This is a genomic window from Pseudomonas marincola (assembly GCF_900682675.2).
In the GTDB taxonomy this organism is placed as follows: domain Bacteria; phylum Pseudomonadota; class Gammaproteobacteria; order Pseudomonadales; family Pseudomonadaceae; genus Aquipseudomonas; species Aquipseudomonas marincola.
Genome location: NZ_LR215729.2, coordinates 1,140,888 through 1,167,435 on the forward strand (window position 1 = coordinate 1,140,888; position 26,548 = coordinate 1,167,435).

General features: G+C 57.2%; 25 protein-coding genes and 1 other RNA gene. 15 read left to right on the forward strand and 11 right to left on the reverse strand.

Going from position 1 to position 26,548, the window contains the following annotated elements; translation table 11 throughout:
* Window positions 1-30 precede the first annotated feature (30 nt).
* On the forward strand, window positions 31-2,529 hold the full coding sequence (locus PMYSY11_RS05220; RefSeq protein ID WP_150548508.1) for a sensor histidine kinase: 2,499 nt from the start codon (window positions 31-33) through the stop codon (window positions 2,527-2,529).
* A gap of 49 nt (window positions 2,530-2,578) precedes the next feature.
* Here PMYSY11_RS05220 and PMYSY11_RS05225 read toward each other — a convergent pair whose 3' ends face one another.
* From PMYSY11_RS05225 to PMYSY11_RS05240, 4 genes are all read right to left on the reverse strand, one after another.
* Window positions 2,579-2,824, reverse strand: coding sequence for a hypothetical protein (locus PMYSY11_RS05225; protein WP_069897903.1), 246 nt, complete (start codon window positions 2,822-2,824; stop codon window positions 2,579-2,581).
* 116 nt (window positions 2,825-2,940) lie between these two features.
* Window positions 2,941-5,751 carry an FAD-binding and (Fe-S)-binding domain-containing protein gene (locus tag PMYSY11_RS05230; RefSeq protein WP_150548509.1) on the reverse strand — a complete coding sequence of 937 codons (2,811 nt, stop codon included), beginning with the start codon at window positions 5,749-5,751 and terminating at the stop codon, window positions 2,941-2,943.
* 71 nt (window positions 5,752-5,822) lie between these two features.
* A complete protein-coding gene (gene lldD, locus PMYSY11_RS05235; RefSeq protein WP_150548510.1) occupies window positions 5,823-6,968 on the reverse strand; it encodes an FMN-dependent L-lactate dehydrogenase LldD in 1,146 nt (381 codons plus the stop codon).
* A gap of 138 nt (window positions 6,969-7,106) precedes the next feature.
* Window positions 7,107-8,804 (reverse strand): L-lactate permease, encoded by a 1,698-nt coding sequence (locus PMYSY11_RS05240; protein ID WP_069897900.1) that lies wholly within the window; start codon window positions 8,802-8,804, stop codon window positions 7,107-7,109.
* A gap of 319 nt (window positions 8,805-9,123) precedes the next feature.
* On the opposite strand from PMYSY11_RS05240, the gene PMYSY11_RS05245 reads away from it, so the two are divergent.
* Entirely contained in the window at window positions 9,124-9,897 is a 774-nt protein-coding gene (locus PMYSY11_RS05245) for an FCD domain-containing protein (protein ID WP_069897899.1), read from the forward strand.
* A gap of 1,063 nt (window positions 9,898-10,960) precedes the next feature.
* Here the strand turns inward: PMYSY11_RS05245 and smpB are convergent.
* Window positions 10,961-11,443, reverse strand: coding sequence for an SsrA-binding protein SmpB (gene smpB, locus PMYSY11_RS05250; protein ID WP_069897898.1), 483 nt, complete (start codon window positions 11,441-11,443; stop codon window positions 10,961-10,963).
* Between the two features lie 340 nt (window positions 11,444-11,783).
* On the opposite strand from smpB, the gene PMYSY11_RS05255 reads away from it, so the two are divergent.
* The 3 genes from PMYSY11_RS05255 to PMYSY11_RS05265 are packed head-to-tail and all read left to right on the forward strand — an operon-like array spanning window position 11,784 to window position 13,978.
* Window positions 11,784-13,187, forward strand: coding sequence for a sodium-dependent transporter (locus PMYSY11_RS05255; protein ID WP_150548511.1), 1,404 nt, complete (start codon window positions 11,784-11,786; stop codon window positions 13,185-13,187).
* Window positions 13,188-13,221: 34 nt separating this feature from the next.
* Window positions 13,222-13,656, forward strand: coding sequence for a type II toxin-antitoxin system RatA family toxin (locus PMYSY11_RS05260; RefSeq protein WP_069897896.1), 435 nt, complete (start codon window positions 13,222-13,224; stop codon window positions 13,654-13,656).
* Window positions 13,649-13,978 carry an RnfH family protein gene (locus PMYSY11_RS05265; RefSeq protein ID WP_150548512.1) on the forward strand — a complete coding sequence of 110 codons (330 nt, stop codon included), beginning with the start codon at window positions 13,649-13,651 and terminating at the stop codon, window positions 13,976-13,978. Before PMYSY11_RS05260 ends, PMYSY11_RS05265 begins: the two co-directional genes overlap by 8 nt.
* 108 nt (window positions 13,979-14,086) lie before the next feature.
* Here the strand turns inward: PMYSY11_RS05265 and PMYSY11_RS05270 are convergent, their stop codons facing one another.
* A complete protein-coding gene (locus PMYSY11_RS05270; RefSeq protein WP_150548513.1) occupies window positions 14,087-14,647 on the reverse strand; it encodes an outer membrane protein assembly factor BamE in 561 nt (186 codons plus the stop codon).
* 97 nt (window positions 14,648-14,744) lie between these two features.
* On the opposite strand from PMYSY11_RS05270, the gene fur reads away from it, so the two are divergent.
* Entirely contained in the window at window positions 14,745-15,149 is a 405-nt protein-coding gene (fur, locus tag PMYSY11_RS05275) for a ferric iron uptake transcriptional regulator (RefSeq protein ID WP_150548514.1), read from the forward strand.
* Window positions 15,150-15,216: 67 nt separating this feature from the next.
* Here fur and PMYSY11_RS05280 read toward each other — a convergent pair whose 3' ends face one another.
* Window positions 15,217-16,254 (reverse strand): NADP(H)-dependent aldo-keto reductase, encoded by a 1,038-nt coding sequence (locus PMYSY11_RS05280; RefSeq protein WP_150548515.1) that lies wholly within the window; start codon window positions 16,252-16,254, stop codon window positions 15,217-15,219.
* A gap of 250 nt (window positions 16,255-16,504) precedes the next feature.
* On the opposite strand from PMYSY11_RS05280, the gene rplM reads away from it, so the two are divergent.
* From rplM to PMYSY11_RS05315, 7 genes are all read left to right on the forward strand, one after another.
* Window positions 16,505-16,933 (forward strand): 50S ribosomal protein L13, encoded by a 429-nt coding sequence (gene rplM, locus PMYSY11_RS05285; protein ID WP_069897891.1) that lies wholly within the window; start codon window positions 16,505-16,507, stop codon window positions 16,931-16,933.
* Window positions 16,934-16,947: 14 nt separating this feature from the next.
* Window positions 16,948-17,340 carry a 30S ribosomal protein S9 gene (gene rpsI / locus PMYSY11_RS05290; RefSeq protein ID WP_150548516.1) on the forward strand — a complete coding sequence of 131 codons (393 nt, stop codon included), beginning with the start codon at window positions 16,948-16,950 and terminating at the stop codon, window positions 17,338-17,340.
* Between the two features lie 257 nt (window positions 17,341-17,597).
* Complete coding sequence (gene petA / locus PMYSY11_RS05295) at window positions 17,598-18,191, forward strand: ubiquinol-cytochrome c reductase iron-sulfur subunit (RefSeq protein WP_069897889.1); 594 nt, start codon at window positions 17,598-17,600, stop codon at window positions 18,189-18,191.
* Window positions 18,191-19,402 (forward strand): cytochrome b, encoded by a 1,212-nt coding sequence (locus tag PMYSY11_RS05300; RefSeq protein WP_069897888.1) that lies wholly within the window; start codon window positions 18,191-18,193, stop codon window positions 19,400-19,402. Before petA ends, PMYSY11_RS05300 begins: the two co-directional genes overlap by 1 nt.
* A complete protein-coding gene (locus tag PMYSY11_RS05305; protein ID WP_069897887.1) occupies window positions 19,402-20,181 on the forward strand; it encodes a cytochrome c1 in 780 nt (259 codons plus the stop codon). The genes PMYSY11_RS05300 and PMYSY11_RS05305 overlap by 1 nt, the downstream gene beginning before the upstream one ends.
* Window positions 20,182-20,270: 89 nt before the next feature.
* Window positions 20,271-20,888, forward strand: coding sequence for a glutathione S-transferase N-terminal domain-containing protein (locus PMYSY11_RS05310; RefSeq protein ID WP_069897886.1), 618 nt, complete (start codon window positions 20,271-20,273; stop codon window positions 20,886-20,888).
* Between the two features lie 14 nt (window positions 20,889-20,902).
* A complete protein-coding gene (locus PMYSY11_RS05315) occupies window positions 20,903-21,316 on the forward strand; it encodes a ClpXP protease specificity-enhancing factor (RefSeq protein ID WP_069897885.1) in 414 nt (137 codons plus the stop codon).
* A 339-nt stretch (window positions 21,317-21,655) separates the two neighbouring features.
* Here PMYSY11_RS05315 and PMYSY11_RS05320 read toward each other — a convergent pair whose 3' ends face one another.
* The 4 genes from PMYSY11_RS05320 to PMYSY11_RS05335 form a co-directional block, all read right to left on the reverse strand.
* Window positions 21,656-22,189 carry a BON domain-containing protein gene (locus PMYSY11_RS05320; RefSeq protein WP_090513093.1) on the reverse strand — a complete coding sequence of 178 codons (534 nt, stop codon included), beginning with the start codon at window positions 22,187-22,189 and terminating at the stop codon, window positions 21,656-21,658.
* Window positions 22,186-22,779, reverse strand: coding sequence for a phosphoheptose isomerase (locus PMYSY11_RS05325; protein ID WP_150548517.1), 594 nt, complete (start codon window positions 22,777-22,779; stop codon window positions 22,186-22,188). Before PMYSY11_RS05325 ends, PMYSY11_RS05320 begins: the two co-directional genes overlap by 4 nt.
* A 117-nt stretch (window positions 22,780-22,896) precedes the next feature.
* Window positions 22,897-23,268, reverse strand: a complete 372-nt coding sequence (locus PMYSY11_RS05330) for a YraN family protein (protein ID WP_170827706.1) — start codon at window positions 23,266-23,268, stop codon at window positions 22,897-22,899.
* Window positions 23,268-25,079: a penicillin-binding protein activator gene (locus PMYSY11_RS05335; RefSeq protein WP_090513086.1), complete on the reverse strand. Its 1,812-nt coding sequence runs from the start codon at window positions 25,077-25,079 to the stop codon at window positions 23,268-23,270. Before PMYSY11_RS05335 ends, PMYSY11_RS05330 begins: the two co-directional genes overlap by 1 nt.
* Before the next feature lie 139 nt (window positions 25,080-25,218).
* Here PMYSY11_RS05335 and rsmI point away from each other — a divergent pair, with 139 nt between their 5' ends.
* Both rsmI and rnpB read left to right on the forward strand, forming a co-directional pair.
* Window positions 25,219-26,076: a 16S rRNA (cytidine(1402)-2'-O)-methyltransferase gene (gene rsmI, locus PMYSY11_RS05340; RefSeq protein ID WP_239655585.1), complete on the forward strand. Its 858-nt coding sequence runs from the start codon at window positions 25,219-25,221 to the stop codon at window positions 26,074-26,076.
* Window positions 26,077-26,172: 96 nt separating this feature from the next.
* An RNA gene (rnpB, locus tag PMYSY11_RS05345) (RNase P RNA component class A) lies at window positions 26,173-26,531 on the forward strand.
* The last annotated feature ends 17 nt before the right edge of the window (window positions 26,532-26,548 follow it).

A 26,548-nucleotide genomic window follows, 5' to 3' on the forward strand; every position in this document is an offset into this window, starting at 1 on the left:
AGGAAGCTTCGACTTCAGGACGAGGTATGTATGTCGCGCGCTCAGCGCTACCCCTTGCGGCAATGGATTTGGCGGGCGTTTGTTCAGAGCGCTTTGATTCCGCTTATTCTGGTCGAGTTCGTACTTGTTACGGTTTTTCTGGTCGGTAACGAGGCGATCCGTGAGGCGCAGGTTGGTCACCTGCAAGAAAACGCATTGGCCACGCTTTCGGCAGCGGCCACGCGTGAAAGCGATGTGATTGATATTCACCTGCAAGCTGTTAGTCAGCAGGCCAAGATACTCGCTGATGCAACTGCGCGAGCGCTTGCCAACAAGGCGTACACGCCGGATGCCGTTGAGCAGGGTCGTCATGCGTTATCAGACGACGGCGTGTTCTACAGCCGCAGTGACGATGGCCGTGCGGCGTCCTTCTATTCCAGTGCAACGCCAGTTGCCAAACAAGACCATGCCAAGGCGCTGCGCCTGTCTCAACTGGACCCGTTGATGCGCTCCATGCATGAGAACGACTCGAGTGTCGCGGTGTTGTATTTCAACACTTGGGACAGCTACAACCGCATCTATCCCTACTTCGATGTATTGCAGCGCTACCCGGCAGACATGTTCATCCCGAGGTACAACTTCTATTACCGTGCCGACGCCACGCACAACCCTTCACGCCGCGTGGTGTGGACCGATGTGTATGTTGACCCTGCCGGGTTGGGCTGGATTATGTCGGCGGTTGCTCCGGTTTATCAGGGGGATTTTCTGGAGGGTGTTGTTGGTCTTGATGTGACCATCAATATGGTGCTCGACCAGATCAATAATCTGCAGGTGCCTTGGCAGGGGTACGCGGTGTTGCTCAATAAAGATAACAACATTATGGCCCTGCCGCCGCCGGGTGAGCGTGACTTTGGTCTGCGCGAACTAACCGACTATTCCTATGCCGAAGCGATTCGTCGTGAGGTGCTTAAGCCCGAAGATTTTAATCTGGCATCGCGTGCGGATATGCAGCCGTTGATTGCCGCCATAGCTGCGGATCGGCCCAAGGTCATGGAGCTGGAGTTGGGCGGTCGCAAGCAGTTAGTGGTCTGGAGTGAGATTGAGCAGACCGGCTGGCGGCTGTTATTGGTGGTTGATGAAGAAAAAATACTCAACGAAACCAATATGCTGGCGGCGAAATACGACAAGATCGGCTATTGGTTGATCGGTGGGCTGGTGCTGTTTTATCTGCTGTTTATTCTTTGGATGTGGCTGCGCTCCAGGCATTTGGGGCAGGAGTTGATTCAAGGTGTAGGCGGCATTGTGGTGCGCATGCGCCAGCTTGGTCAGGGCCAGTATCAGACCGTGGGTGACAGCAGCAGAATTGAAGAATTGGCCGCGATCGAGGCTGCCGTGACTCAGGCGGGTGAACAATTACAGGCGAGTGAGATACAGCGCCTCGATGCGGAAAAGCTGCTGCGGGTGGTGGTTGAAAGTACCACTGAAAGTATGTGGCTGATTGAGGCCGACTTGCTGATGATTTCGGTGAGTGAGCGTTTCTGCAAGCGCTTCAGTCTGGCGGAAAAGCGCATGACGATGGCTGCATTCAATGAGCGCGTTCACCCGAATGATTTGGAGCGGGTGCGCCATTTACGCGAGCAGTTTGCCGCCAGCGGCGAGGATCACTACGAGGCTGAGTATCGCTTTGCCGATGCCAATATGCATTACGTCTGGTTGCTCAGCCGAGGCCGGGTGCTTGAGCGTGATGAGTCAGGCAAGCCATTACGCGTGGCGGGCACGCATGTTGATATCAGCGGGCTCAAGGAAACCCAGGAAGCGCTGCGCCTCTCCAGTTTGCAGGCGCAGGATGCCAGCCAGTCGAAGAGCCGTTTTTTGTCGAGCATGAGCCACGAACTGCGCACGCCGTTGAATGCGATTCAGGGTTTTGCGCAACTGATCGAGGTCGACGCACAAGAACGTGAAAACGCGCAGCAGGAGGCTGATTATGCGCGGGAAATCATCAATGCGAGCCGTCATCTTGCCGCTTTGGTGGATGACGTACTGGATTTATCGAGCATTGAAAATCGCCCTCAGCAATTGCAGATGAAGCCGGTAAAAATTGCCGGAGTGCTGCACGGTTGCGCCGAACTGATTTTGCCAGAGCTGCAACAGCGTGGTCTGCGCATTGATGTGCAAGTGCCTGCGGACTCAGCGTTGTGTGTGCAAGCGGATGCCCGGCGTTTGCGTCAGGTACTGCTGAACTTGCTATCCAACGCAATGAAGTACAGCCGTGAAAGCGGTTTGATCACGCTGGGTTATGAGATGCGCTCAGACTGCGTCCGGCTCTGGGTCGAAGACGACGGCGTGGGGCTCAGTGAGGAGCAACAACAGCAGTTGTTTCAGCCGTTCCAGCGTTTGGGACTCGAAAGCTCAACGATTCCCGGCACCGGTATTGGCCTGGTCTTGAGCAGAGAGTTGGCGCAGTTGATGGGCGGCGAGATTGGCTTTCGCAGTGAAGAGGGGCAGGGCAGTTGTTTCTGGGTGGACCTGCAGAGCGCTTTGCCTGAGTGAGGCAGTGAAGGCGTCGGGCGCACTATTAAGTTGCGCCCGACGTGTCCTTTTACTCGTTGGCGTCAAGCAGCGCTTGGGCCTTGGCGAGCGTTTCCATCGACTTGGCGTGATCCCCCGCCTTGTGTAGCTCCTCACCTTCGGCACGCAGTTTTTTCACTTCGGCTAAAACAGTTGGGTCGCTCGGTGGGTTGCTGGCAAGCTCGGCATCGATCTTGGCCATATCAGCAGGGCAGTGGTTGGCCCAGGCTGAAGTGCTTAGCAGGGCGGCAGTAAGCAATAGTGCAAATCTACGCATGATAGCTCTCCTGTGGACGGACAACGCTGAGTATAGAGCGCTGTTAAAAACGCTCATGTCCGTTGGTCAGCACAGGTTGTGATGGCGGTGAGTGGTATTAGCCCATCGCCATTCGCTCAGGCTCTTGCGCGGGTTACGCGGTCTACCAGATACACCAGGCTGTGGTAATCGATACCGGCGTGGTGGCTCAGGCCGATTTCACAGGTGCGGCTGGTGGAGATGCCTTCATCGCAAATCTGCACTGCATTTTTCAGGCTGCGCAGTGCGTGAGCATTCAGTTCCGGTGTAGTGAAGCCTTTGTCACCGGCAAACCCGCAGCAATGAATGCCTTCCGGGATGACCACCTGCTGGCTGCAGCGCTTGGCAATGTCGATCAGGCCTTGAGCTTCGCCCAGATGCTGGGTGCTGCACGTTACGTGAATCGCCACCGGCTCTGCTTGCGGGGTGAACTCCAGTCGGTCGAGCATGTGCTCACGAATGAATTTCACCGGGTCGTGCAGTTTAAGGCGCTCATCGAGGCCGTCTTGCAGCAAACGCAGGGTGCAGGGGCTGGTGTCACAATAAATGGGATCAAGCCCGCCGCGGCTGGCTTCGAGCAAGGCATCGATAAGTTCGCTGCGCTTGCGATCGGCTTGCTCCGCATAGCCTTTCGAGGCGAATGGCTGGCCGCAGCAGAGGCTGCCTTGTTCCGCCGGGAAGACCACCTGAAAGCCAGATTTCTCCAGCAAAGCGCGGGTTTTATCAATCAGCGGGACTTGTTCGCGGTCACTGAATGCCGGGCCCATCGCGCGTGAAACACAGGCGGTAAGGTAGACCACGCGAGGTCGCGGATCAGCCACTTGCTGGGTGTTCAGGCGAATCGGACGAGCTGCTTGCGGCATGGCCGGTGTCCATTGCGGCAGTCGGTTGGCGCTGATTTTCGTGAGGTTGTGGCTCAGGCTTGCAAGGTTCTTCGGGCCGAGTAGCTGACGCGCCATGTTGGCGGCCATCAGGGTGAAACGTGTGCCTTTGATCGCGCCGTCGAAATGCTTGGCCAGCCAGTTGGCAGCGCCTGTGCTGTTGGCATCGCGGGCGCGTAATTTACGCACCAAGTCGCCGGTGTTGATGCCTACCGGGCAACGCTGGGCGCAAAGGCCGGTCGCCGCGCAGGTGTCGACTCCTTGGTATTGATAGTCACGCTCAAGCGCTGTGGTGTCGACGCCAGCGCGCTTTTTGGCCTGAATGTCGCGCCAGATAACGATGCGCTGGCGCGGGCTCAGTGTCAGTTCGCGCGACGGGCATACCGGCTCGCAAAAGCCGCACTCGATGCACTTGTCGACGATCTCGTCGGCGGCGGGCAGCGGCTTAAGGTTTTTCAGGTGAATGTGCGGATCGTTGGACAACACCACATCCGGATTCAGAATGCCTTGCGGGTCGAGCAGGCGCTTGATCTGCCACATGAGTTGATGGGCATCTTTGCCCCACTCAAGCTCAACGAACGGCGCCATGTTGCGGCCTGTGCCGTGTTCAGCCTTGAGTGAGCCACCAAATTCGACTGCGACTAGTTGCGCGACATCCTGCATGAAGGCTTCGTAGCGGGCGACTTGCTCGGGCGAGTCAAAGCCCTGAGTGAACACAAAATGCAGGTTGCCTTCCAGCGCGTGGCCGAAAATGATGGCTTCGTCGTACTGATGCTTGTCGAACAGTTGCAGCAGGCGGTTAACCCCTTCAGCCAGTTGTTCAACGGGGAAGGTGACATCTTCAATGATGACTGTGGTGCCGGTTTCGCGCACGGCACCAACGGCCGGGAAGGTGTCTTTGCGAATGCGCCACAGTTGGTTGTACACCACCGGGTCTTCGCTGAAATCGACCTGTTTCTCGACCGGGAAACTGCTGAGCGATGCCATTACCTGAGTCAGTTGCTCATGCAACAAACTCTGGCTGGCGGCGCGTGACTCAATCAGCAAGGCGCAGGCGTTATCGGACAGGTTTTTGACCCAGTCCGGCATGCCGGCTTTGTTTTCGACTGAGCGCAGGCTGCGGCGGTCCAGCAGTTCCACCGCTGAAACCGGCTGGGCTTTGAGTACGGTAACGGCGCGGCAGCAGTTCTCGACATCGGGGAATACCACCAAGGCGCTGGCCTTGTGTGGGTGATCGGGCACGGTGTTGTAGGTCACCGAGCTGATGAAACCCAGGGTGCCTTCGGAGCCGACCATCAGGTGGCTGAGAATATCCAGCGGTTGGTCGAAGTCGACCAGCGCGTTAAGCGATAAACCCGTGGTGTTCTTCAGGCGGTATTTGTGGCGAATCTTGCTCGCCAATTCACTGTTGCTACGAGTGGCGCGGGCAAGTTCGGCAAGTTGTTCAAGCAGTGCGGTGTGGCTCTGTTCAAAGGCGGCAACACTGGCGCTGTCTTCGGTGTCGAGGACGCTGCCATCGGCCAGCACGATACGGATGCCCGCCAATGTGTTGTAGCTGTTTTGCGCGGTGCCGCAGCACATGCCGCTGGCATTGTTGGCGACGATACCGCCGATTTTGCAGGCGTTGATCGACGCAGGGTCTGGGCCAATCTTGCGCTGGAACGGCAGCAGGACGGCGTTGGCATTGGCGCCGATTACGCCCGGTTGCAGGCGAATCTGTGCGCCTTGTTGGAGGATCTCGCGGCCATTCCAATTGTCGCCCAGCACAATCAGCACTGAATCGCTGAGTGCCTGACCGGACAAACTGGTGCCGGCAGCACGGAACGTCACTGAAACACTCTGCGCGGCTGCCAACTTCAATACCGCGACGACTTCCGCTTCGGATTCGACGCGAATCACCAGCTTGGGAATCAGCCGGTAGAAGCTCGCATCTGTGCCGAATGCCAGTGTCGACAATGGGTCGTCAAAACGTCGTTCACGGGGAATCAGGCGTTCAACTTCGCTGAGAAATACGGCAGGCAGACCCATGTGTGCTCCAGTGTTGCAATTATTGCCGGCCGCCTGAGCGGCCGTATCCAGTGGCTCAATGCAGCGTGTGTTTAGCGGCCTAGTTCGCGAACCAGCGATTCGGCGCTGATTTCGCTGATCGACTTGGCGCCAGTGAGCACCATGGCCACGCGCATTTCTTTCTCGAACAGGTCGAGCAGATTGCTCACGCCTGCTTCACCGGCAGCGGCGAGGGCGTAAAGGAAGGCGCGGCCGAGCATCACAGTGTCGGCGCCCAGTGCGATCATGCGGACCACATCGAGGCCGCTGCGGATACCCGAGTCGGCGAGAATTTTAAGATCGCCTTTAACCGCGTCGGCAATGGCCGGCATGGCGCGGGCGCTGGACAGAACGCCGTCGAGCTGACGCCCGCCGTGGTTGGAGACGACAATGCCGTCGGCGCCGAACTTGACTGCGTCTTTGGCATCTTCCGGATCGAGAATGCCTTTGATGATCATCGGGCCGTCCCAGAAATCACGGATCCACTCCAGGTCTTTCCAGGAGATCGACGGGTCGAAGTTATTGGCCAGCCAGCCAATGTAATCCGCCAGACCGGTCGGGTTGCCGCGATAGGTCGAGATGTTGCCCAGGTCATGCGGGCGGCCCATCAAACCAACATCGAAGGCCCACTGCGGATGCGTCATGGCTTGCAGAATGCGGCGCATGGCAGCATTCGGGCCGCTCATGCCGGAGTGCGCGTCACGGTAGCGAGCGCCTGGCGTTGGCATGTCCACGGTGAAAACCAGTGTGGTGACGCCAGCGGCCTTGGCGCGCTCAAGTGCGTTCTTCATGAAGCCGCGATCTTTGAGAACGTACAACTGGAACCACATCGGACGATTGATTGCCGGGGCAACTTCTTCAATCGGGCACACCGAAACGGTCGACAGGGTAAACGGGATGCCTTTAGCGGCAGCTGCGCGAGCGGCCTGTACTTCACCGCGACGGGCGAACATGCCCGTGAGGCCAACCGGTGCCAACGCTACCGGCATCGATAGGGTTTCGTTGAACAGTTGGGTTTCGAGGTTCAGCTCGCTCATGTTGCGCAACACGCGCTGGCGCAGGGCAATCTCCGAGAGGTCGGAGACGTTATGGCGCAGGGTATGTTCGGCGTAAGCGCCGCCATCAGCGTAGTGAAACAGGAACGGTGGCAGCTTGCTTTTTGCGGCGGCGCGGTAATCGGTCGAGGCAGAAATGATCATAGATGAACAACCTGTAATTTAATCAACGAATGGCCGGGCAAGGGGGCAATTGAATGTGCCGGTTGCCAAGGCCGGGCGCTTTATTGTGCGCCGTAATTGACTAAGCCCCGCCTCGAAAGGCGGGGCTGGTTTATCAGTTTACTGGGCGAGCATTAACGGGTCGGTAATGCCCAGACCATAGACGGCAAACAGGGCAATCAGGCCGGTAAACAGAACGTAGTACAGCGTAGGCCAGATTGTCTTGCGTAATGTAGTGCCTTCGCGACCGAGCAGGCCGACGGTGGCAGAGGCGGCGACCACGTTGTGAATCGCGACCATGTTGCCAGCCGCTGCGCCAATCGCTTGTACCGCGACAATCAGCGCACCGGACATGCCGAGTGTATGCGCCACGCCAAACTGGAACTGGCTGAACATCATGTTGCTGACGGTGTTGGAGCCGGCGATGAATGCGCCGAGTGCACCGATGCTTGGCGCCAGCAGCGGATAGATGCCGCCAACGCTGTCTGCGACCCAGCGAGCCATGACAATTGGCATGCTGGCGATGTCGGCGCTGTTAACGCCCGAGTTGATCAGAATACGCACCATCGGCACGGTGAACAGCAGAACGAAACCCGCGCTGAGCAGAACGCTGCTCGACTCTTTAACGGCTGCCGTCAGTTCACGAACACGCATGCCGTGCAGGAAGAAGGTGGCGATAACCACTGCAACCAGGATTCCGCCTGGCAGATACAGCGGCTGGAAGTTGGCGCTGACGCCTGCTTCGCCCATCAAGTCCGGGAAGTTGATGACCACAGCTTTGAGTGCGCCGGAGACTTCCGGGAATACGCGGCTGATGACCAACAGGGCGCCCACCAGTACGTAAGGCAGCCAAGCGCGCAGCGAACTCATAGGCTTTTGCGTGAGTTCTTCGAGCTTCATTTCAACGGTGCCGATCCACTCTGCTGGCCAGTCTTTAGCCGGTGCAAAATCCCACGAGGTTTTCGGTACCAGGAAGCCGAAACGGGCAGCGGTGGTGACAATCGCCAGGCCTGTAAGGCCGCCAATCAGTGACGGGAACTCAGGGCCGAGGAACACGCCGGTGAGGGCGTAAGGAATGGTAAATGCCAGGCCGGCGAAAATGGCGAACGGCATGACTGCGAGGCCTGCCTTCCAGCTTTTCTCCTGACCGAAGAAGCGCGTCAGCATCATGGCCATGAACAGCGGCATAACAGTGCCGACAATGGCGTGGATGATGGCGACTTCACTGGTAATCAGTTGCAGGAACTGCGCCCACGACGAGCCGTGTTCAGCCAATTGCGCGCCAATGGCGTTGCTGTCGAGGCCGGTGCTGACGCCGACGATGATTGGCGTGCCAACCGCGCCGAACGACACCGGTGTGCTCTGGACCAGCATGCCCATTAGTACGGCGGCCATGGCAGGGAAGCCGATAGCGACGAGCAGCGGCGCAGCAATCGCAGCCGGTGTGCCGAAGCCTGAGGCGCCTTCAATGAAGCAACCAAACAGCCAGGCAATGATGATCGCCTGAATGCGGCGGTCTGGGCTGATGGTGGCGAAGCCTGCACGAATCGCGGTGATGCCACCGGAGTGTTTTAGGGTGTTGAGCAGCAGGATTGCGCCGAAGATGATCCACAACAAGCCGAGGGTTATCAGCAGGCCTTGAATGGTTGAGGCCAATACGCGATTGAACGTCATGTCCCATGCAAACAAGCCAACGGCGGCAGTCAGCAGGTAAACCAGCGGCATGGCGCGTTTTGCCGGCCAGCGCAGGCCGATCAGCAGAATCGCGGCCAGCAGAATCGGCGAGAAGGCGAGAAGTGCGAGTAAGCCGTTATTCATTGGTCTGGCTCCCTGCGCAGGCGAACTGACTGGATATATTCCGAGTGTTGGCAGGGAAGGTTGGCATTGGCGACATCAATAACCTCGTGGCGTATTTTGAAATTATTATTAGTTAGTGCTTAAATTGGTCAGACCAATTTACAAGTTGATGGGCTCAGAGTAAAAGGCCGGTGCGGTTAAAGTCAATTTATGTCTCTACAACTTTGGTCTCAGAGCACTATCTTGTGCAGTGTCTGCAGGCTCTATAGGCTTCTTGCAGGACATCCCGAGGCCGCGCGGTGCGGCGCTTCGGGGTGGTAAAACCAATAAGGTGATGGAAATGGACGTAGGGCAGGTACAGCAGCGACGTTTGTCGGATGGCATTGTCGAGCAGATCGAAACCATGGTGCTTGAAGGTACGTTGACGGCGGGCGAGCGCTTGCCGGCTGAGCGTGTGCTTGCTGAGCGTTTTGGTGTGTCACGCCCTTCGTTGCGTGAAGCGATTCAGAAATTGGTCGCCCGTGGGCTCTTGGTGAGCCGCCAGGGCGGTGGCAATTATGTGTCGCAAACCTTGGGCTCGACTTTCAGTGATCCGCTGCTGCACCTGCTGGAAAACAACCCAAGCGCCCAGCGCGACTTACTTGAATTTCGTCATACGCTGGAAGGCTCGTGTGCGTTTTATGCGGCTCAGCGCGCCACCAGTATTGATCGCGTGCGGCTGACAGCAGCTTTTGACGCGTTGCAGGAGTGCTACAGCCGTGCGGGTAAGGCGACTCGCGCAGAAGAGGGCGCCGCCGATGCCAACTTCCACCTGGCGATTGCCGAGGCCAGCCACAATGCCGTATTGCTGCATACCATTCGCGGCTTGTTTGATCTGCTCCGGCGCAATGTGGTGACCAACATTGGCGGCATGTATGCGCAGCGTGACGAGACCCGTGACATGCTGATTGCCCAGCACCGCGCGTTATACGAGGCCATCATGCAGGGCCATGCCGAGCAGGCGCGCACGTTGTCCAATCAGCATATTGATTACGTGCAGGAAGTTTTGTCCGACGTGCAGCAGCAGGCCCAACGAGTCGCCCGCGCCCAGCGCCGCTCAACGCACGGAGGTTAATCGCTGACGTTGGTGTGATCCGAAATGGTCATGACAGATTATTTGCCGCCATCTGAAATGATCATGACGGATTATTTGCCGTCATCCGAAATCGTCATGACGGATTGCCCCGTTCGGGGCTATCCATCCTCCGGTGAATGATTGTTATGACTCAACACCCCACGGAGGATGGATCAACCGCAGGTTAATCCGTCATGACGCAATTGCGGGTGTACGCGGTTGCGGTTGTTTGGCGGTTGCGGATTATTGAAATGACCCATAAGCGGATTGCGCGACGATGCGCGAAATCGGCGTGGCGGATTATTTATCGGGGTCTGGAATTGTCATGACGGATTATTTGCCGTCATCCGAAATCGTCATGATGGATTGCCCCGTTCGGGGCTATCCATCCTCCGGTGATTGATCGTTATGACTCAACACCCCACGGAGGATGGATCAACCGCAGGTTAATCCGTCATGGCGTAATTGCGGATGTACACCATTGCCGTTGTTTGGCGGTTGCGGATTATTGACACGACCCATAAACGGATTGCGCGTCGATGCGCGAAATCGGCGTGGCGGATTATTTGTCGAGGTCTGAAATCGTCATGACGGATTATTTGCCGTCACCCGAAATCGTCATGACGGATTGCCCCGTTCGGGGCTATCCATCCTCCGGTGGTTGGTCATCATGATTCAACCGGGATTGATCGTTATGACTCAACACTCCACGGAGAATGGATCAACCGCAGGTTAATCCGTCATGGCGTAAATACGGATGTACGCGGTTGCGGTTGTTTGGCGGTTGCGGATTCTTGAAATGATCCATAAACGGATTGCGCGTCGATGCGCGAAATTGTCGTGGCGGATTATTTGTCGAGGTCTGAAATGGTCATGACCGATTATTTGCCGCCATCCGAAATGGTCATGACGGATTGCCCCGGTGCGGGGCTATCCATCCTCCGGGGGTTGGTCGTTATGATTCAACCGGGGTTGATCATAATGATCCAACGCGCACCCTTGGCGAGGTGGCGATTCCGGAGGAGGGGCGGGCGCAGGCTAAGTCGCCAAGGCAGGCGGGTGATTAATCGCCTTTGCCCTTGGTGCGCATGGCGCGCTGGACTTCACGGTCGGCGTCACGTTCTTTCTCGGTGTGGCGCTTGTCGAAGTCTTTCTTACCCTTCACCAAGGCGATGGTGCATTTGACCAAGTGGGCTTTCCACTGGATCGACAATGCCACGCAGGTGTACCCCTTCTGATTGACTGCGCCGAACAATTTCTCCAGCTCGCGCTTGTTCAAAAGCAGCTTGCGGGTACGGATCGGGTCAGCGATCACGTGGGTGCTCGCCGTTTTCAGGGGGGTAATGTGGCAGCCCATCAGCCAGGCTTCGTCGTTCTTGAGCAGCACATAGCTGTCAACCAACTGAGCCTTGCCGGCGCGCATGCTTTTCACTTCCCAGCCAGCCAGAACCAGACCGGCCTCGAACTTGGTTTCGATGAAATAGTCATGCAGCGCCTTTTTATTCAGCGCGATGGTGCCTTCTTGATGTTTCTTTTGTTTAGCCATAGGCGGCGCATTATAAGGAGTCGCCAGCATCTGCGCTACGGACTCAAGCAGGCAAAGTGTGTGATTGATGATTGCAATTGCTCTCGACCACCCGCAATCGTGGCTGGGCACGGGCAGAGTAGCGGTTGCTCCGCGCTGCAAGTGGCGGGGCAACTGAGGGTTGTCCATTAACTACTATAAGAGTTGATGCGCGTTGCAGCGTGCATGTGTGGGCTGTGTTCGGGCTGTTAAACCTACAATGGCTGGCGTCGGATTTTTCGGGATTCGTCCAAGCTTGAGCCGCGTGGGCGAATCCCCGACAATGCGCGCACTTTTTCTCACCCAATCAGGCTGGCGGTACATGGCAACAGACAAAGTTTCGATACATGGCGCATGGGTCAGCCGCTGGGTGTTTATCCTTGCCGCAACGGGCTCCGCTGTGGGCTTGGGCAATATCTGGAAGTTTCCGTACATGACCGGCATGTATGGCGGCGGCGCTTTCGTGGCGATGTATCTGGTGTGCATCGCTCTGATTGGTGTGCCGATCATGCTCGCTGAAACCCTGATCGGGCGTCGCGGCCGGCAGAGCCCGGTGAACTCGATGAAGGCGCTGGCGGCAGAGTCTGGCGGCTCGAAGCTGTGGCCACTTGCGGCTGTCATCGGCATGGTGGCGGCGTTGTTGATCCTGTCGTTTTACAGTGTTGTGGCGGGCTGGTCGCTCGATTACATCATCGGCATGGGCCGTGGTGATTTCAGTGGTATCAGCCCGCAAGGGGCGGGCGAGGCCTTTGGTGGGCTGACCTCGGACCCCTGGCGCCTGACGCTGTGGCACACCCTGTTCATGGTCTTCACCGGTTTTGTGATCGCCAAAGGCGTGGTTGCGGGGCTTGAGCGCAGCCTGCGGATCATGATGCCGATGTTGTTCGTGTTGTTGCTGATGCTGCTGGGCTACAGCCTGACCACCGGCCACTTCATGGATGGCGTGCGCTTCTTGTTCCACTTCGATTCGAGCAAGGTGCAGGAAGGCATTCTGGCGGCGATGGGCCATGCATTCTTCACGCTGAGCGTGGGCGTGGGTTCGATCATGGTTTACGGCTCTTACATGCCGAAGAAGTCATCAATCGGCGCCACCGTGCTTACAGTCGGCTTGCTGGATACGGTTGTGGCGCTGACGGCCGGGCTCGCGTTGTTCCCGATTGTGTTCGCGGCCGGGCTGGAACCCAGCGGTGGTCCGGGCTTGATGTTCGTGACCTTGCCGATTGCCTTCGGCAACATTGCCTTTGGCCAGATCGCCGGTCTGGTGTTCTTTGTACTCGTGGCACTGGCCGCCTGGAGTTCGTCGATCTCCATGCTGGAGCCTGCGGTTGCCTACTTTGTTGAGCGCACAGGTCGCAGCCGCGCAGTTGTCACCTCGACGCTGGCATTCTTTTGCTGGTTGGTCGGCATGGGCACCGTGCTGTCGTTCAATGTCGGGGCCGATGCCAAGTTCTTCGTGTTTGCCAACGATGGCTTCCATCTGTTTCAGTGGGGTGCTGAGGGTGGCAAGAACTTCTTTGAAGGCATTGATTATTTGACCAGCCGCCTGCTGTTGCCGCTCGGCGGGTTATCCTTTGCGCTGTTTGCCGGCTGGGTCATGACCCGGGAGGCGGTGCGTGACGAGTTGTCGATCAGCAGCCCTGTGCTGTTCAATGTTGCGTTGTGGCTGATTCGTGTCGTTGCACCGATTGGCGTTTTGATTGTCTTCGTTGCCGAGCTGACGAAGTGAAACCGATGAACCTGTGGAGTGAATACCCCGGCTTATGACTACTCATATTCAGCGTTCGGCGCTGCTGCCCTATACCGCTCAGGCGCTATACGATCTGGTCAATGATGTGGCTCAGTATCCGGAATTCCTGCCCTGGTGCGCCTCAAGTCAGGTGCTTGAGGTCAGTGACGAACACATGCGTGCGAGTCTGGATATCGCCAAGGGCGGCCTGAGTTCACGCTTCGTTACGCGCAATACGCTGGTGCCGGGCAAGTCGATTGAGCTGAACCTGGATGAAGGCCCGTTCACCAAGTTGCACGGGCGCTGGGAGTTCAAGGCCCTCGGGGACAAGGCCTGCAAAATCAGCCTCGACATGCAGTTTGATTATGCCGGCTCGCTGGTTCGGGCAACCCTCGGGCCTTTGTTCAATCAGGCGGCAAATACTCTGGTCGATGCCTTCTGTCAGCGCGCCAAGGATCTCTATGGATAAGCAAACCATCGTGGTTGAGGTTGTCTATGCGCTGGCGCACAAGCAAAAGCTTTTGCGGATCAACGTGCCGCAAGGCACAACCATGCGTGAGGCGGTGCTGAAGTCCGGTATGCAGGAGCATTTCCCCGGATTGGATTTGGCGGAGAGCCCGCTGGGTATATTCGGCAAGGCCGTGCCCAAGCCCGATGAGCGGGTTATGCAAGAGGGTGAGCGGATCGAGATTTACCGGCCGCTGATTGCCGATCCCAAGGAAGTGCGCAAGCAGCGTGCGGCCAAGGCAGCAGAGGCGGCTAAGGCTAGAAGTGCCGAGGGCGATTCGTAGGTCGACTGTTGATGCTGCGATGGCGTGAACTGTTTTGTTTCGCGCCCTGTAGATAACAAAAAGCCCGGGATGCCGGGCTTTTTGTTGCTGAGCGCTAACCTGTGCAGGTTAGGGTGCAGTCTCCAGCGGGGCTGGTGTCGGCACCGGTGCTGTTTCAGCGTCGTCGATTTCTTGCTGAATAGTGTCGAGCAGCGAGCCGGGCTCTGCAGGCTCTTCTTCAACAGGTTCAACAGGTGCCGGTGCGACAGGGGTCGTTTCCACGGGTTCAGTGGTCGGTGCCACCTCGGTCGTGGTGGTCGCAGGCGTATTGCCCATGATCTCTTGCTCGCGGCTCATACCCGGCATGAAGTCGCCAGAAAGACCTACCAGTTGGTCGCTTTCATTGAAGGTAATGCTCACGCGCTCCTGCGTACGCTGGCGGCCGCCTGGCTGCATGCTGTACAGGTAGTCCCAGCGATTAGCATGGAACGTGTCGGTAATCAGGGGGTTACCCATGATAAACCGCACTTGTTTGCGGGTCATTCCAGGGCGTAACTGGTCTATCATGTCTTGTGTGACGACATTGCCCTGTTGAATGTCGATTTTATAAACCCCGGGGTATGAACAACCGGCGATCGCGAAGAGCCCCGTCAGGGTGAGGCTTGTCATCAGGAGCTTGGTTTTTTGCATCGGTGGGTGACTTCCACTATCTTGGCTGGGCAATATAAACCCAGATCATACCCGTAATAAGGGAAGCTGCGAAACCGCTTCCACGAGAAAGCAGACCATGGTTGAAAATAACGAGTTAAGAAAGGTAGGCCTGAAAGTGACCCTGCCACGGGTCAAGATCTTGCAGATGCTGGATTCTGCGGGTCAACGGCACATGAGCGCAGAGGATGTTTACAAGTCTCTGATGGAGGCAGGAGAAGATGTTGGCCTGGCCACCGTATACCGTGTACTGACTCAATTTGAGGCTGCCGGCTTGGTCGTGCGGCATAATTTTGATGGCGGCCACGCTGTATTCGAACTGGCTGATGGTGGCCATCACGATCATATGGTCTGCGTCGACACCGGTGAGGTTATCGAATTCATGGATGCGCAGATCGAAAAACGCCAAAAGGAAATCGTTGCCGAGCACGGCTTCGAGTTGGTGGATCACAACCTCGTGTTGTACGTGCGCAAGAAGAGTTGATACCGCGCTGCATTGCAGCGTAGTGATTAAAAGCCGATCAGCTAATCCTGATCGGCTTTTTTTGTGCTTACGGGGCGGGGTTGGGTTGGGCGGTGTGAATCGCCTGAATGCCTTCCATGACTTCGCTGCTCAATGTCAGTTCGCTGCTGGCCAGGTTGCTCTCAAGCTGCTCCATCGTGGTCGCGCCAATGATGTTGCTGGTGACGAATGGTCGTGCGGTTACAAAAGCCAGGGCCATTTGCGCCGGATCGAGCCCATGCTCCTTGGCCAGTGCAACGTAGCGTGAGCAGGCCGTAACGGCTTGCGGGTTGCTGTAGCGCGCGAAGCGACTGAACAGCGTCAGGCGGGCATCGGCCGGGCGTGCGCCGTTTTCGTATTTGCCGCTGAGCATGCCAAAAGCCAGGGGCGAGTAGGCCAGCAGGCCGCATTGTTCGCGAATGGCCACTTCCGCCAGGCCAATTTCGAAGGTGCGGTTAAGCAGGCTGTACGGGTTCTGGATGGACACGCAACGCGGCAGGTTGCGGCTTTCTGCCAGCTTGAGAAACTCCATGGTGCCCCACGGGGTTTCGTTGGACAGGCCAACATGGCGAATCTTGCCGGCCTTGACCTGTTCGGCAAGCGCATCCAGGGTTTCTTCGAAGGCGGTGAACTGGCTTTCCTGATGCTTGTAGTCGAGCTGGCCGAAGAAATTAGTCGGGCGCTCAGGCCAGTGCAGCTGGTACAGGTCAATCCAGTCGGTTTGCAGGCGCTTGAGGCTGGAGTCTACGGCCTCGCGGATGTGTTGACGGTTGTGCCTGAGCTGGCCGTCGCGAATATAATCGATGCCATTGCCGGGGCCGGCGATCTTGCTGGCAAGCACCCAGTCGGCGCGGTCGCCGCGTTGCTTGAAGTACTCGCCAATGATTTGTTCGGTCTTGGTGTACGTCTCGGCGCGAGGCGGGACCGGATACATTTCGGCGGTGTCGATGAAATTAACGCCGTATTCCTTGGCCCGGTCAATCTGGGCAATGCCTTCGCTTTGGCTGTTTTGTTCGCCCCAGGTCATGGTGCCGAGGCAGAGGGCGCTAACGGTGATGTCGGTTTTACCTAGCTGACGAAATTGCATGATTGGCCCTTATTTAAGAAACAACTATAGAATCAGGTTGATAAAATTTTCGCAATCTGCATAATTGCGCAGCTCTTTCTGCAGTGGAAGTGATGCGCCGCCTGCCGAAAACATCTTGCCGTTTATCAGACGTGCTGACCCGAGCCCCCGATAGCGTCTGTATCCGGCTGCCTTTGACCTTGTCAAAGTACGCACTATTCAGTAAGATCCGCCGTCTTATTTATCAGGGCGGCCCCTGAGGCTATAAAGAATGAAGACTTTTACTGCTAAACCAGAAACAGTTAAGCGCGACTGGTTCGTCGTCGACGCTGCTGGTCAGACCCTGGGTCGTCTGGCTACCGAAATCGCTACTCGTCTGCGTGGCAAGCACAAGCCTGAGTACACTCCGCACGTAGATACTGGCGATTATATCGTTGTTATCAATGCTGAGCAGGTACGTGTTACCGGTGCCAAGACTACCGATAAGATGTATTACTCTCACTCCGGTTTTCCGGGCGGCATCAAGTCGATCAACTTCGAAAAGCTGATCGCCAAGGCGCCAGAGCGCGTGATCGAGACCGCGGTTAAAGGCATGCTGCCTAAGAACCCGCTGGGTCGCGACATGTACCGTAAGCTGAAAGTCTATGCGGGCGCTGCTCACCCTCATACTGCTCAGCAGCCCCAAGAACTGAAGATTTAACGGAATAGTTCATTATGTCGGCGACTCAAAATTACGGCACTGGCCGTCGCAAGACTGCAACCGCACGCGTTTTCCTGCGTCCGGGTAACGGCAGCATCTCTATCAACAATCGTACGCTGGATGCTTTCTTCGGTCGCGAAACTGCCCGCATGGTAGTTCGTCAGCCGCTGGAACTGACCGAGCTGACCGAAAAGTTTGACGTTTTCGTTACCGTTGTTGGCGGTGGTGTGAGCGGTCAAGCTGGCGCAATCCGCCACGGTATCACTCGTGCGTTGATGGATTATGACGAGACTCTGCGTCCGGCTCTGCGTAAAGCAGGCTACGTGACTCGCGATGCTCGTGAAGTTGAACGTAAGAAAGTTGGTCTGCGTAAAGCGCGTAAGCGTCCGCAGTACTCGAAGCGTTAATTCGCTTCCTGCGTTCAAGAAAACGCCCAGTTTCCATTTCGGAGCTGGGCGTTTTTTATGGGTGCTAGACTACTGTGCGACAACGTGCCGCATCCTTACCAGCAGCGCGCTGCGAGGGAGTGCGCTGCACTTGGTTAGGTAATTGCCTTGTCAGTAAAGGGGCTTTTCTTTACCATTTGGCGAATTTTTTGCGCTACAAAATTTTATTTAAGTATAGGCCTGAACCACAGGCCACAAAGCTGATGGGAGACGACTGAATGAGCAATGACGGCGTGAATGCAGGCCGGCGTCGCTTCTTGGTAGCAGCCACCTCTGTGGTGGGCGCTGCAGGAGCGGTGGGTGCCGCGGTCCCGTTCGTGGGGTCATGGTTCCCGAGTGCCAAGGCTAAAGCAGCCGGTGCGCCTGTGAAGGTGAACGTGAGCAAGGTCGAGCCAGGCCAGCAGATGATTGCCGAATGGCGGGGGCAGCCGGTATTTATCGTGCGCCGTACCGAGGAGATCCTCGGTAACCTTGATAAGATCCACGACCGTGTCGCCGATCCGGAGTCAAAAGCTTCGGTTCAGCCGACCTACGTAGATCCGGTTACTCGTTCGATCAAACCAGAAGTGCTGCTGCTTATCGGCATCTGTACTCACCTGGGTTGCTCACCTACGTTCCGTCCAGAAGTCGCTCCGGCAGATTTGGGTCCTGAGTGGGTGGGGGGCTATTTCTGCCCATGCCACGGCTCGCGTTATGACATGGCAGGGCGCGTATACAAATCGCAGCCAGCGCCGCTGAATCTGCCAGTGCCGCCGCACTCGTATGAGACGGATGAGATTATCGTCGTCGGCGTGGACCAGGAGAAAGCCTGATGAGCAAGTTCATGGAATGGGTTGACGCCCGCTTTCCCGCCACAAAAATGTGGGAAGACCATCTAAGCAAGTATTACGCACCGAAGAACTTCAACTTCTTCTACTTCTTTGGCTCGCTGGCGCTGCTGGTTCTGGTTAACCAGATCCTCACCGGCATCTGGCTGACCATGAGCTACACGCCGTCGGCTGAAGAAGCATTTGCTTCGGTCGAATACATCATGCGTGATGTGGAATACGGCTGGATTCTGCGTCTGCTGCACTCGACGGGTGCTTCGGCATTCTTCATCGTGGTTTACATGCATATGTTCCGTGGCTTGCTCTACGGCTCGTATCAGAAGCCGCGTGAGCTGGTCTGGGTGTTCGGCATGCTGATCTACCTGGCGTTGATGGCTGAGGCCTTCATGGGCTACCTGCTGCCTTGGGGCCAGATGTCTTACTGGGGTGCACAGGTAATTATTTCGCTGTTCGGTGCCATTCCGGTTATCGGCGATGACCTGACCCAGTGGATTCGTGGTGACTACCTGATTTCGGGGATCACGCTGAACCGCTTCTTTGCTCTGCACGTTGTGGCGCTGCCAATCGTAATTCTCGGTCTGGTTGTGCTGCACATTCTGGCTCTGCACGAAGTGGGTTCGAACAACCCTGACGGCGTCGACATCAAGAAGAAAAAGGACGAGAACGGCATTCCGCTCGACGGCATCGCGTTCCACCCTTACTACACTGTTAAAGACATCGTCGGCGTTGTGGTCTTCCTGTTCATCTTCTGCTCGATCGTGTTCTTCTTCCCGGAGATGGGCGGATACTTCCTCGAGAAGCCGAACTTCGAAGTGGCCAACGCATTCAAGACGCCTGAACACATTGCACCGGTTTGGTACTTCACACCGTTCTACGCAATCCTGCGCGCGATTCCAGACAAGCTTCTGGGTGTAATCGCCATGGGTGCTGCAATTGCCGTGCTGTTCGTGTTGCCTTGGCTTGACCGTAGCCCGGTTAAATCCATGCGCTACAAGGGTTGGATGAGCAAGATCTGGTTGCTGGTCTTCTGCGTATCCTTCGTAATCCTTGGTGTGCTGGGTGTATTGGCGCCAACTCCAGGCCGTACCTTGCTCTCGCAAGTGTGCACGTTCCTGTATTTCGCGTACTTCATCCTGATGCCTTTCTACACCAGGATGGAAAAAACCAAACCGGTTCCGGAAAGGGTGACTGGCTGATGAAAAAGCTATTTGCAGCAATGATTGTGGCGTGTCTGCCAGCTCTCGCCTTCGCTAGCGCTGAAGGTGTGCATCTCGACAAGGTTGATATCGACCTGACTGATAAAGCAGCCATGCAGGACGGCGCGCGTACGTTCGCCAACTACTGCATGGGTTGCCACGGTGCCAAATTCCAACGTTATGAGCGCGTAGCTGATGACATTGGTGTGCCGCACGACGTAATGCTCGAAAACATCGTATTCACCGGTGCCAAAATCGGTGATCACATGCAGAACAGCATGCGCTCTGAAGACGCCAAGGCCTGGTTCGGTGCCGCGCCACCTGATCTGACTCTGGTTGCTCGTGTGCGTGGTAACGATTGGTTGTACACCTACCTGCGTAGCTTCTACGAAGACCCGGCACGCCCAATGGGTGTGAACAACAAGGTTTTCCACAACGTCGGTATGCCTAACGTTCTGGTTGGCCTGCAAGGTCGTCAGTACATCGGTTGCAAGCAGGTTCAGGTCGTCGAAGACGGCAAGAAGCAGTATGACCCGCTGACCGGTACGCCAATTACTCACGAAGGTTGTGATGAGTTGGTCGTAGAGCCGAAAACTGGCGAACTGAGCGAGGCCGAGTTTGACGAGAAGATCAAGAATCTGGTGACCTTCCTGGCTTATTCAGCTAACCCGGTAAAACTGGAAAGCCAGCGTATCGGTACTTACGTTCTGCTGTTCCTGGCTTTCTTCTTCGTATTCGCCTATCTGCTCAAGCGTGAATACTGGAAGGACGTGCATTAATCTGCCGTCGCTCTGTTGTTGACCTGCGCGCCCACCTGGGCGCGCAGGTTTTTCTGCTTCAAATAACCATATAAGCGAGGAGGATCGCCATGGGCGTGACCAACCGGTTGGCCTGTTATTCCGACCCCGCCGACCACTACTCCCACCGCGTACGCATTGTGCTCGCCGAGAAGGGTGTCAGCGCCGAGATCATCACAGTAGAGCCGGGTCGTTACCCGCCGAAACTGCTTGAGGTCAATCCATACGCAAGCCTGCCTACTCTGGTCGACCGCGATCTGGCTCTGTACGAGTCAACCGTAGTGATGGAGTATCTGGATGAGCGTTACCCGCATCCGCCATTGTTGCCGGTTTATCCGGTTGCACGGGCAAATAGCCGTTTGCTGGTTCACCGTATACAACGCGATTGGTGTGCGTTGGTCGATCTGATTCTCGATCCGCGCAGCAAAGAACCTGCACGTGTTCAGGCGCGCAAGGAATTGCGTGAGAGCCTGACCGGGGTATCCCCACTTTTTGTCGATAAGCCATACTTCCTCAGTGAAGAAATGAGCCTGGTCGATTGCTGCCTGTTGCCGATTCTGTGGCGTTTACCGGTGCTCGGCATTGAGTTGCCAAAGCCGGCCAAGCCATTGCTCGACTACATGGAGCGTCAGTTTGCCCGCGAAGCGTTTCAGGCCAGCTTGTCTGGTGTTGAGCGCGATATGCGCTAATGCAGGAGGTCTCGATGAATTCAAGTCGCCCTTATCTGGTTCGTGCTCTTTACGAATGGATTGTCGATAACGGCTGTACCCCGCATTTGCTGGTGAATGCTGAATACCCGAACGTGAGCGTGCCGGCAGGTTTTGCCAACGACGGTCAGATCGTTCTCAATGTCTCACCCTCTGCCGTGCGTCACTTGCAGATGGATAACGAAGCCATCAGCTTCGAAGGCCGCTTTGGTGGCACGCCACATAGCCTCTACGTTCCAGGTGCGGCCGTATTGGCCATTTACGCGCGTGAGAACGGTCAGGGCATGGTTTTCGATTTGGAGCCGCCTGTAGGCGAGGACGTTGAAGGCGAGGGCCCGGATGATCAGGGTCCACCGGATAGCGATCCACCACGACCAACCGGGCGCCCAAGCCTCAAGGTTGTGAAATAATTTAAAAAGGCGATCGAATGATCGCCTTTTTAATGCCCGCAAAATGACGTTGATTCATCACGCTCAACCGCCGGAGGATGGATAGCCCCGTGCCGGGGCAATCCGTCATGACCATTTCGGATGACGGCGGATAATCCGCCCCGACGGATTTGAGCGTCGATACACAGTTTGCTCATTGAATGCCTCAAGCATCCGAAACCGTCAAACAACCGAACCGCGTACACCCGCAATTGAGCCATGACGGATTAACCTGCGGTTTATCCATCCTCCGGTGCTTTTCTTTCGTGCATAAAAAATGGCGATCACCTGATCGCCATTTTTTATGGGGCAACTGTGCAATCAGTCGGTGTACTGGAACAGTTTGATGATTTTCTGCACGCCGCCTACACCCTGAACCACGTTGGTGGCTTGGTTGGCTTCGGCGTGGGTCACAAGGCCCAGCATGTAGACGATACCGTTTTCGGTGATCACCTTGATGTTGGTGCTCGGCACGCTGGTGTCAGCCAGCATCGCGGTTTTGATCTGTGCGGTCAGCAGCGAGTCGTTGCTGCGTGCGAGCAGTGTGGTTGGCGGCAGCACCTGCAGCTCGTTGTAGACCTTTTTAACGCCTTGCACGCTGTTTACGGCGCGTTCAGCCAGTGCTTTGAGGTCGGCGCGCGGGGTTTGTCCGGTCAGCAGGACCACGCCGTTGTAGCTGCTCAGCACGATGTGTGAGGTCGGACTACTCAGGTCGGCGCTGGCTTTCTGTACGCTTGAGCGCAGTTCCGGGTCGAGCAGCTTGTCGTCCAGCGAGTTGCCGATGCTGCGGTTGGTGCAGCCGGATACGGCGATGGCCAGTAGCAGGCCGGCGATGACTAGGGGTGAACGCTTCATTCTTCGCTCCCGAATAGTTGGCTGTCGATAAGGTCGCACAGGCAGTGAATGCTCAACAGATGAACTTCCTGAATGCGCGCAGTAGATTTTGCCGGCACACGGATTTCGACGTCTTCCGGCAGTAGCAGTGAGGCCATACCGCCGCCATCGCGCCCGGTCAGGGCGACTACAGTCATCTCGCGGTCGTGCGCCGCTTGAATGGCCTGGATGATATTGGCTGAGTTGCCGCTGGTCGAGATGGCGAGCAGCACGTCACCGGGTTGGCCGAGTGCGCGAATCTGCTTGGAGAAAATCTCGTTGTAGCTGTAATCGTTGGCGATCGAGGTAATGGTCGAGGTGTCGGTGGTCAGTGCAATGGCAGGCAGACTCGGACGCTCTCGCTCGAAGCGGTTGAGCAATTCCGACGAGAAATGCTGGGCATCGCCGGCTGAGCCGCCGTTACCGCAGGTGAGAATCTTGCCTTCATTAAGCAGCGCCTGAACCATGACCATGCTGGCATGCTCGATATACGGCGCTACAACGCTCATGGACTGCTGCTTGGTGTCGATGCTGGCTTGAAACAGCTGGCGAATACGGTCTTGCATATCCATCAGAGAAAATACCTTGTGGTGTGCGATTGCGCAGGAGCGGTGAAGGGGCTGCGCACTGTGTGGGCGGCCGCCATCTGCATAATAGATTGGCTTGCGCGGGTGTTTGTAGCGAATGGCTTACGCATCAAAGGCGTTCTTGATCCAGTTGAGTTGTGGCGGCGAATCAGGTTTATGGCTAATGGCTATGACATCAAAACGGCACGGATGTTTGCCCCAGCGTGATTCTTGTTGGAGAAAGTGGTTGGCGGCAATGCACAGTTTCTGCTGTTTGCGCCTGTCCACACTCTCGGCGGCGCCTCCCCATCCTGAGTGGCGCCGATAGCGAACTTCTACGAATACTACTGTATCTGCGTCTAGCATGACCAGATCGAGCTCGCCGCGACGGCAGCTCCAGTTCTGGGTGATGAGGCGCAAACCTTGCTGTTTGAGGAAGTCGCAAGCCAGCGCTTCGGCGTCCTTGCCGGTGCTTTGCTTGCTACTTCGATCAATCAAAGAGGCGTGTCAGGCAGGCGCTGAACCTGTCCGTCGCGGAACTCGGCCCACGGCAGCTGGCGTTGAATACGCTGCTGAGCATCCAGCGACAGGCTGCCGGTAAAGCCATCGATGCGGGTCGATGGCAGTGCCTTCAACTGGCCGAGGCGTGGCGCCAGCGAGTAGGCATCAATGCCCATCGCATAAATCCGGCCCAGGCCGCTGTTGGCTTGTGGCCATTGATTGCTGATGCGCTGGCGGGTCGGATCGCTGGAGTCGAGCAGCCACGGCGTTTCGCAGAACTGAATACCGGACAAATCCTGATACTGGGCCTGGTTGTAGACACCGGTGTACAGGTGCGAGGTCGCATACACCGCCATGTCGCCTGCGTATTGGAACGCCAGAGTCGGCTTGATCTGCTGCGCCTGTTGCGGGGTGGCGGCGAGGAAGATGAAGTCTACGTCCTGACGAGGCGTGGGCTGTGCATCAACCGAGGTGCCGATGGTGCTCTCGACGTTTTGCGCGCGGGTTTCGCTTTCACGCAATTTGAGCAGGCGGGCAATTTGTTGCGCCAGCTCTACCGGCTTGGACACGTGTTCGGCTGCAATCATGTTGCCGCCGCGAGCGCGCCAGTCGCTGCTGAAAGCTTCAAGAACGCGGTCGCCCCATGTGCCGCTCGGTACCAGTGCAAAGGCGCTGCGGCGGCCATCAGCCCAGGCGCGGCGTGATGCTTCGCGTGCTTCATCCTCAGCAGACAAACCGTATTGGAACAGTTGTGGTGGGCCTTCCTTGTCGTTTTCGCTGTAGTTGAGGGCCAGTGTGGTGATGGGCAGTTGCTCGCGGTTGTTGAGCTGGGTGACCAGTTCCTTTTCCAGTGGCCCGACTACCAGTTGCACGCCGCTGGCCTGCGCCTGACGGTAGAAATCATCAATCGAGGTCAGACGAGAGCTGTCGAAAAACTGGATGTTCGGCGCGGCTTGGCCGCTTTGCTGGGCTTCGAAGTTGGCAGCCATGAAGCCATCACGCAGTGCGCGCGATACGCTGGCCAAGCGACCTTCCATAGGCAGCAGCAATGCAATCTCGGACAGCGGTTGGCTGGCCAGTTGCTGCAGATCCTGCAGGGATTTTGGCAGGTTCAGCGCTGCCGGGTGATTCGGGTGGGTGGCTTGCCAGTTGCTGATGGCCTGCTGCTGAGTTTCCAGCGTGCCAGCACCTTTGGTGGCGCTTGCCAGTTCCAGCCAGCCAGAGAGGTCGGCGTCACCTGTAGGTTGCAGCTGCTCTTTGGGCAGGCGCGAGACCAGCGACCAGATGGCTTCATGGTTGGCGGCTGCGGTGGCGCCGGTCAGCAGTGGTGCGATAAAGACGCGCTCGCGAGCGGCGGCAAGGGTCTGACCGTCCTGCTCCAGTGCAGTGGCGCGAACCAGCTGGCTGCGCGCCTGCTGTTCGACCGGCAATTCGCCGAGACGGGCGAAGCTTGGGTTCTGCAAGGCCTTAAGTGCCGCTTTCGGGCTCTTGCGCGCCAGTGCCAGTTCCGCAGTTAAAGTGCTGGCGTAGATTTGCTGGGCAGGCTTCAAGCCTTCCATCTGCACTTGCTCGAGAATGCTGCTGGCGCGCCCGATGTCCTTCTGTTGGTAAGCCAGGTCGGCGGCGGATAAACGCAGCAGATTAGCTTCCTCCGACTGGCTGTCGCCGGCCTCCTGGAGCAGCTGTTCAATGCTGGCTTGAGGGGTGCGAGGCAGTTCGCCGAGCGTGGATGAAGGGGAGCTGGCGCAAGCGGCAATCAGGCCAACGAGGCAGAGCACGATAAAGGGGCGCAGGCAGGCGATCATGTAAGCGTTCCTGATACTTGATCAAATTGAAGGGCGATTGTACCGAACCACTGGCTCAGGTGCGATGTTGGAGGTGCTAAACGGGTTACAATAGCCTCTTTTATACGATTCTTGGGGCGTTGCTGTGACAGAACCGGTTATTGCTAACTCACAGAAGGGCACGCTGTTTGTGGTCGCCACGCCCATCGGCAACCTGGAAGACATCAGCGCGCGGGCCATTCGTGTGCTTAATGAAGTCAGTTTGATCGCGGCAGAAGACACTCGCCACTCGGCGCGCCTGATGCAGCACTTCGGTATCGCGACGCCTCTGGCGGCTTGTCACGAGCACAATGAGCGTGATCAGGGTGGTCGTTTCATCTCGCGTTTGCAGGCGGGTGAGGATGTCGCGCTGATTTCCGATGCCGGCACTCCGCTGATATCTGATCCCGGTTATCACCTGGTCCGTCAGGCGCGCGCGGCGGGCTATGCGGTGGTGCCCGTGCCGGGCGCCTGTGCGCTGATTGCGGCGTTGTCGGCGGCCGGCTTGCCGTCCGATCGATTCATCTTCGAAGGCTTTTTGCCGGCCAAGGCGGTGGGGCGTCGCGCGCGCCTTGAGCAGGTAAAGGAAGAGCCGCGCACCCTGATTTTCTATGAGGCGCCGCACCGCATTCTCGAATGCCTCGAAGACATGCGTTCGGTGTTTGGCGATGAGCGCCCGGCTTTGTTGGCGCGTGAAATCACCAAGACGTTTGAAACGTTGCAGGGTATGCCGCTGGTCGACTTGCATAGTTGGGTCGCCAGTGACAGCAATCAGCAGCGCGGCGAGTGTGTTGTGGTAGTGGCCGGCTGGCAGGCGCCAGAAAGTGATGCTGCGGTGAGCAGTGAAGCGCTGCGCGTGCTCGATTTGCTTCTCAAAGATATGCCGCTCAAGCGGGCAGCCGCGCTGGCTGCGGAGATTACCGGCGTGCGTAAGAACCTGCTGTATCAGGTCGCGCTGGAGCGTCAGGGGCAGGCGTGATGCGTGTGGGCTTGGTGGCTTTGCAGGTTTGAATTCAGTCGGTTAGCGCGGATTATCCTTGTCCTCAAAGGCATCTGTCGCTAACCTTGGCGCCGGAGAGTCGATCGGACAGTCGCTGCCGCGTTGCGCATTGCGTAATGTGGGGGAGGAAAGTCCGGGCTCCATAGGGCGGAGTGCCAGGTAATGCCTGGGAGGCGTGAGCCTACGGAAAGTGCCACAGAAAACAACCGCCTAAGCGCTTCGGCGCCGGTAAGGGTGAAAAGGTGCGGTAAGAGCGCACCGCGCGGCTGGCAACAGTCCGTGGCTAGGTAAACCCCACTCGGAGCAAGACCAAATAGGGTTCCATTGGCGTGGCCCGCGCTGGAACCGGGTAGGTTGCTAAAGGCGTGCAGTGATGTACGTCGTAGAGGAATGACTGTCCTCGACAGAACCCGGCTTACAGATCGACTCTCCACCTTTATTCCCGCTGTAT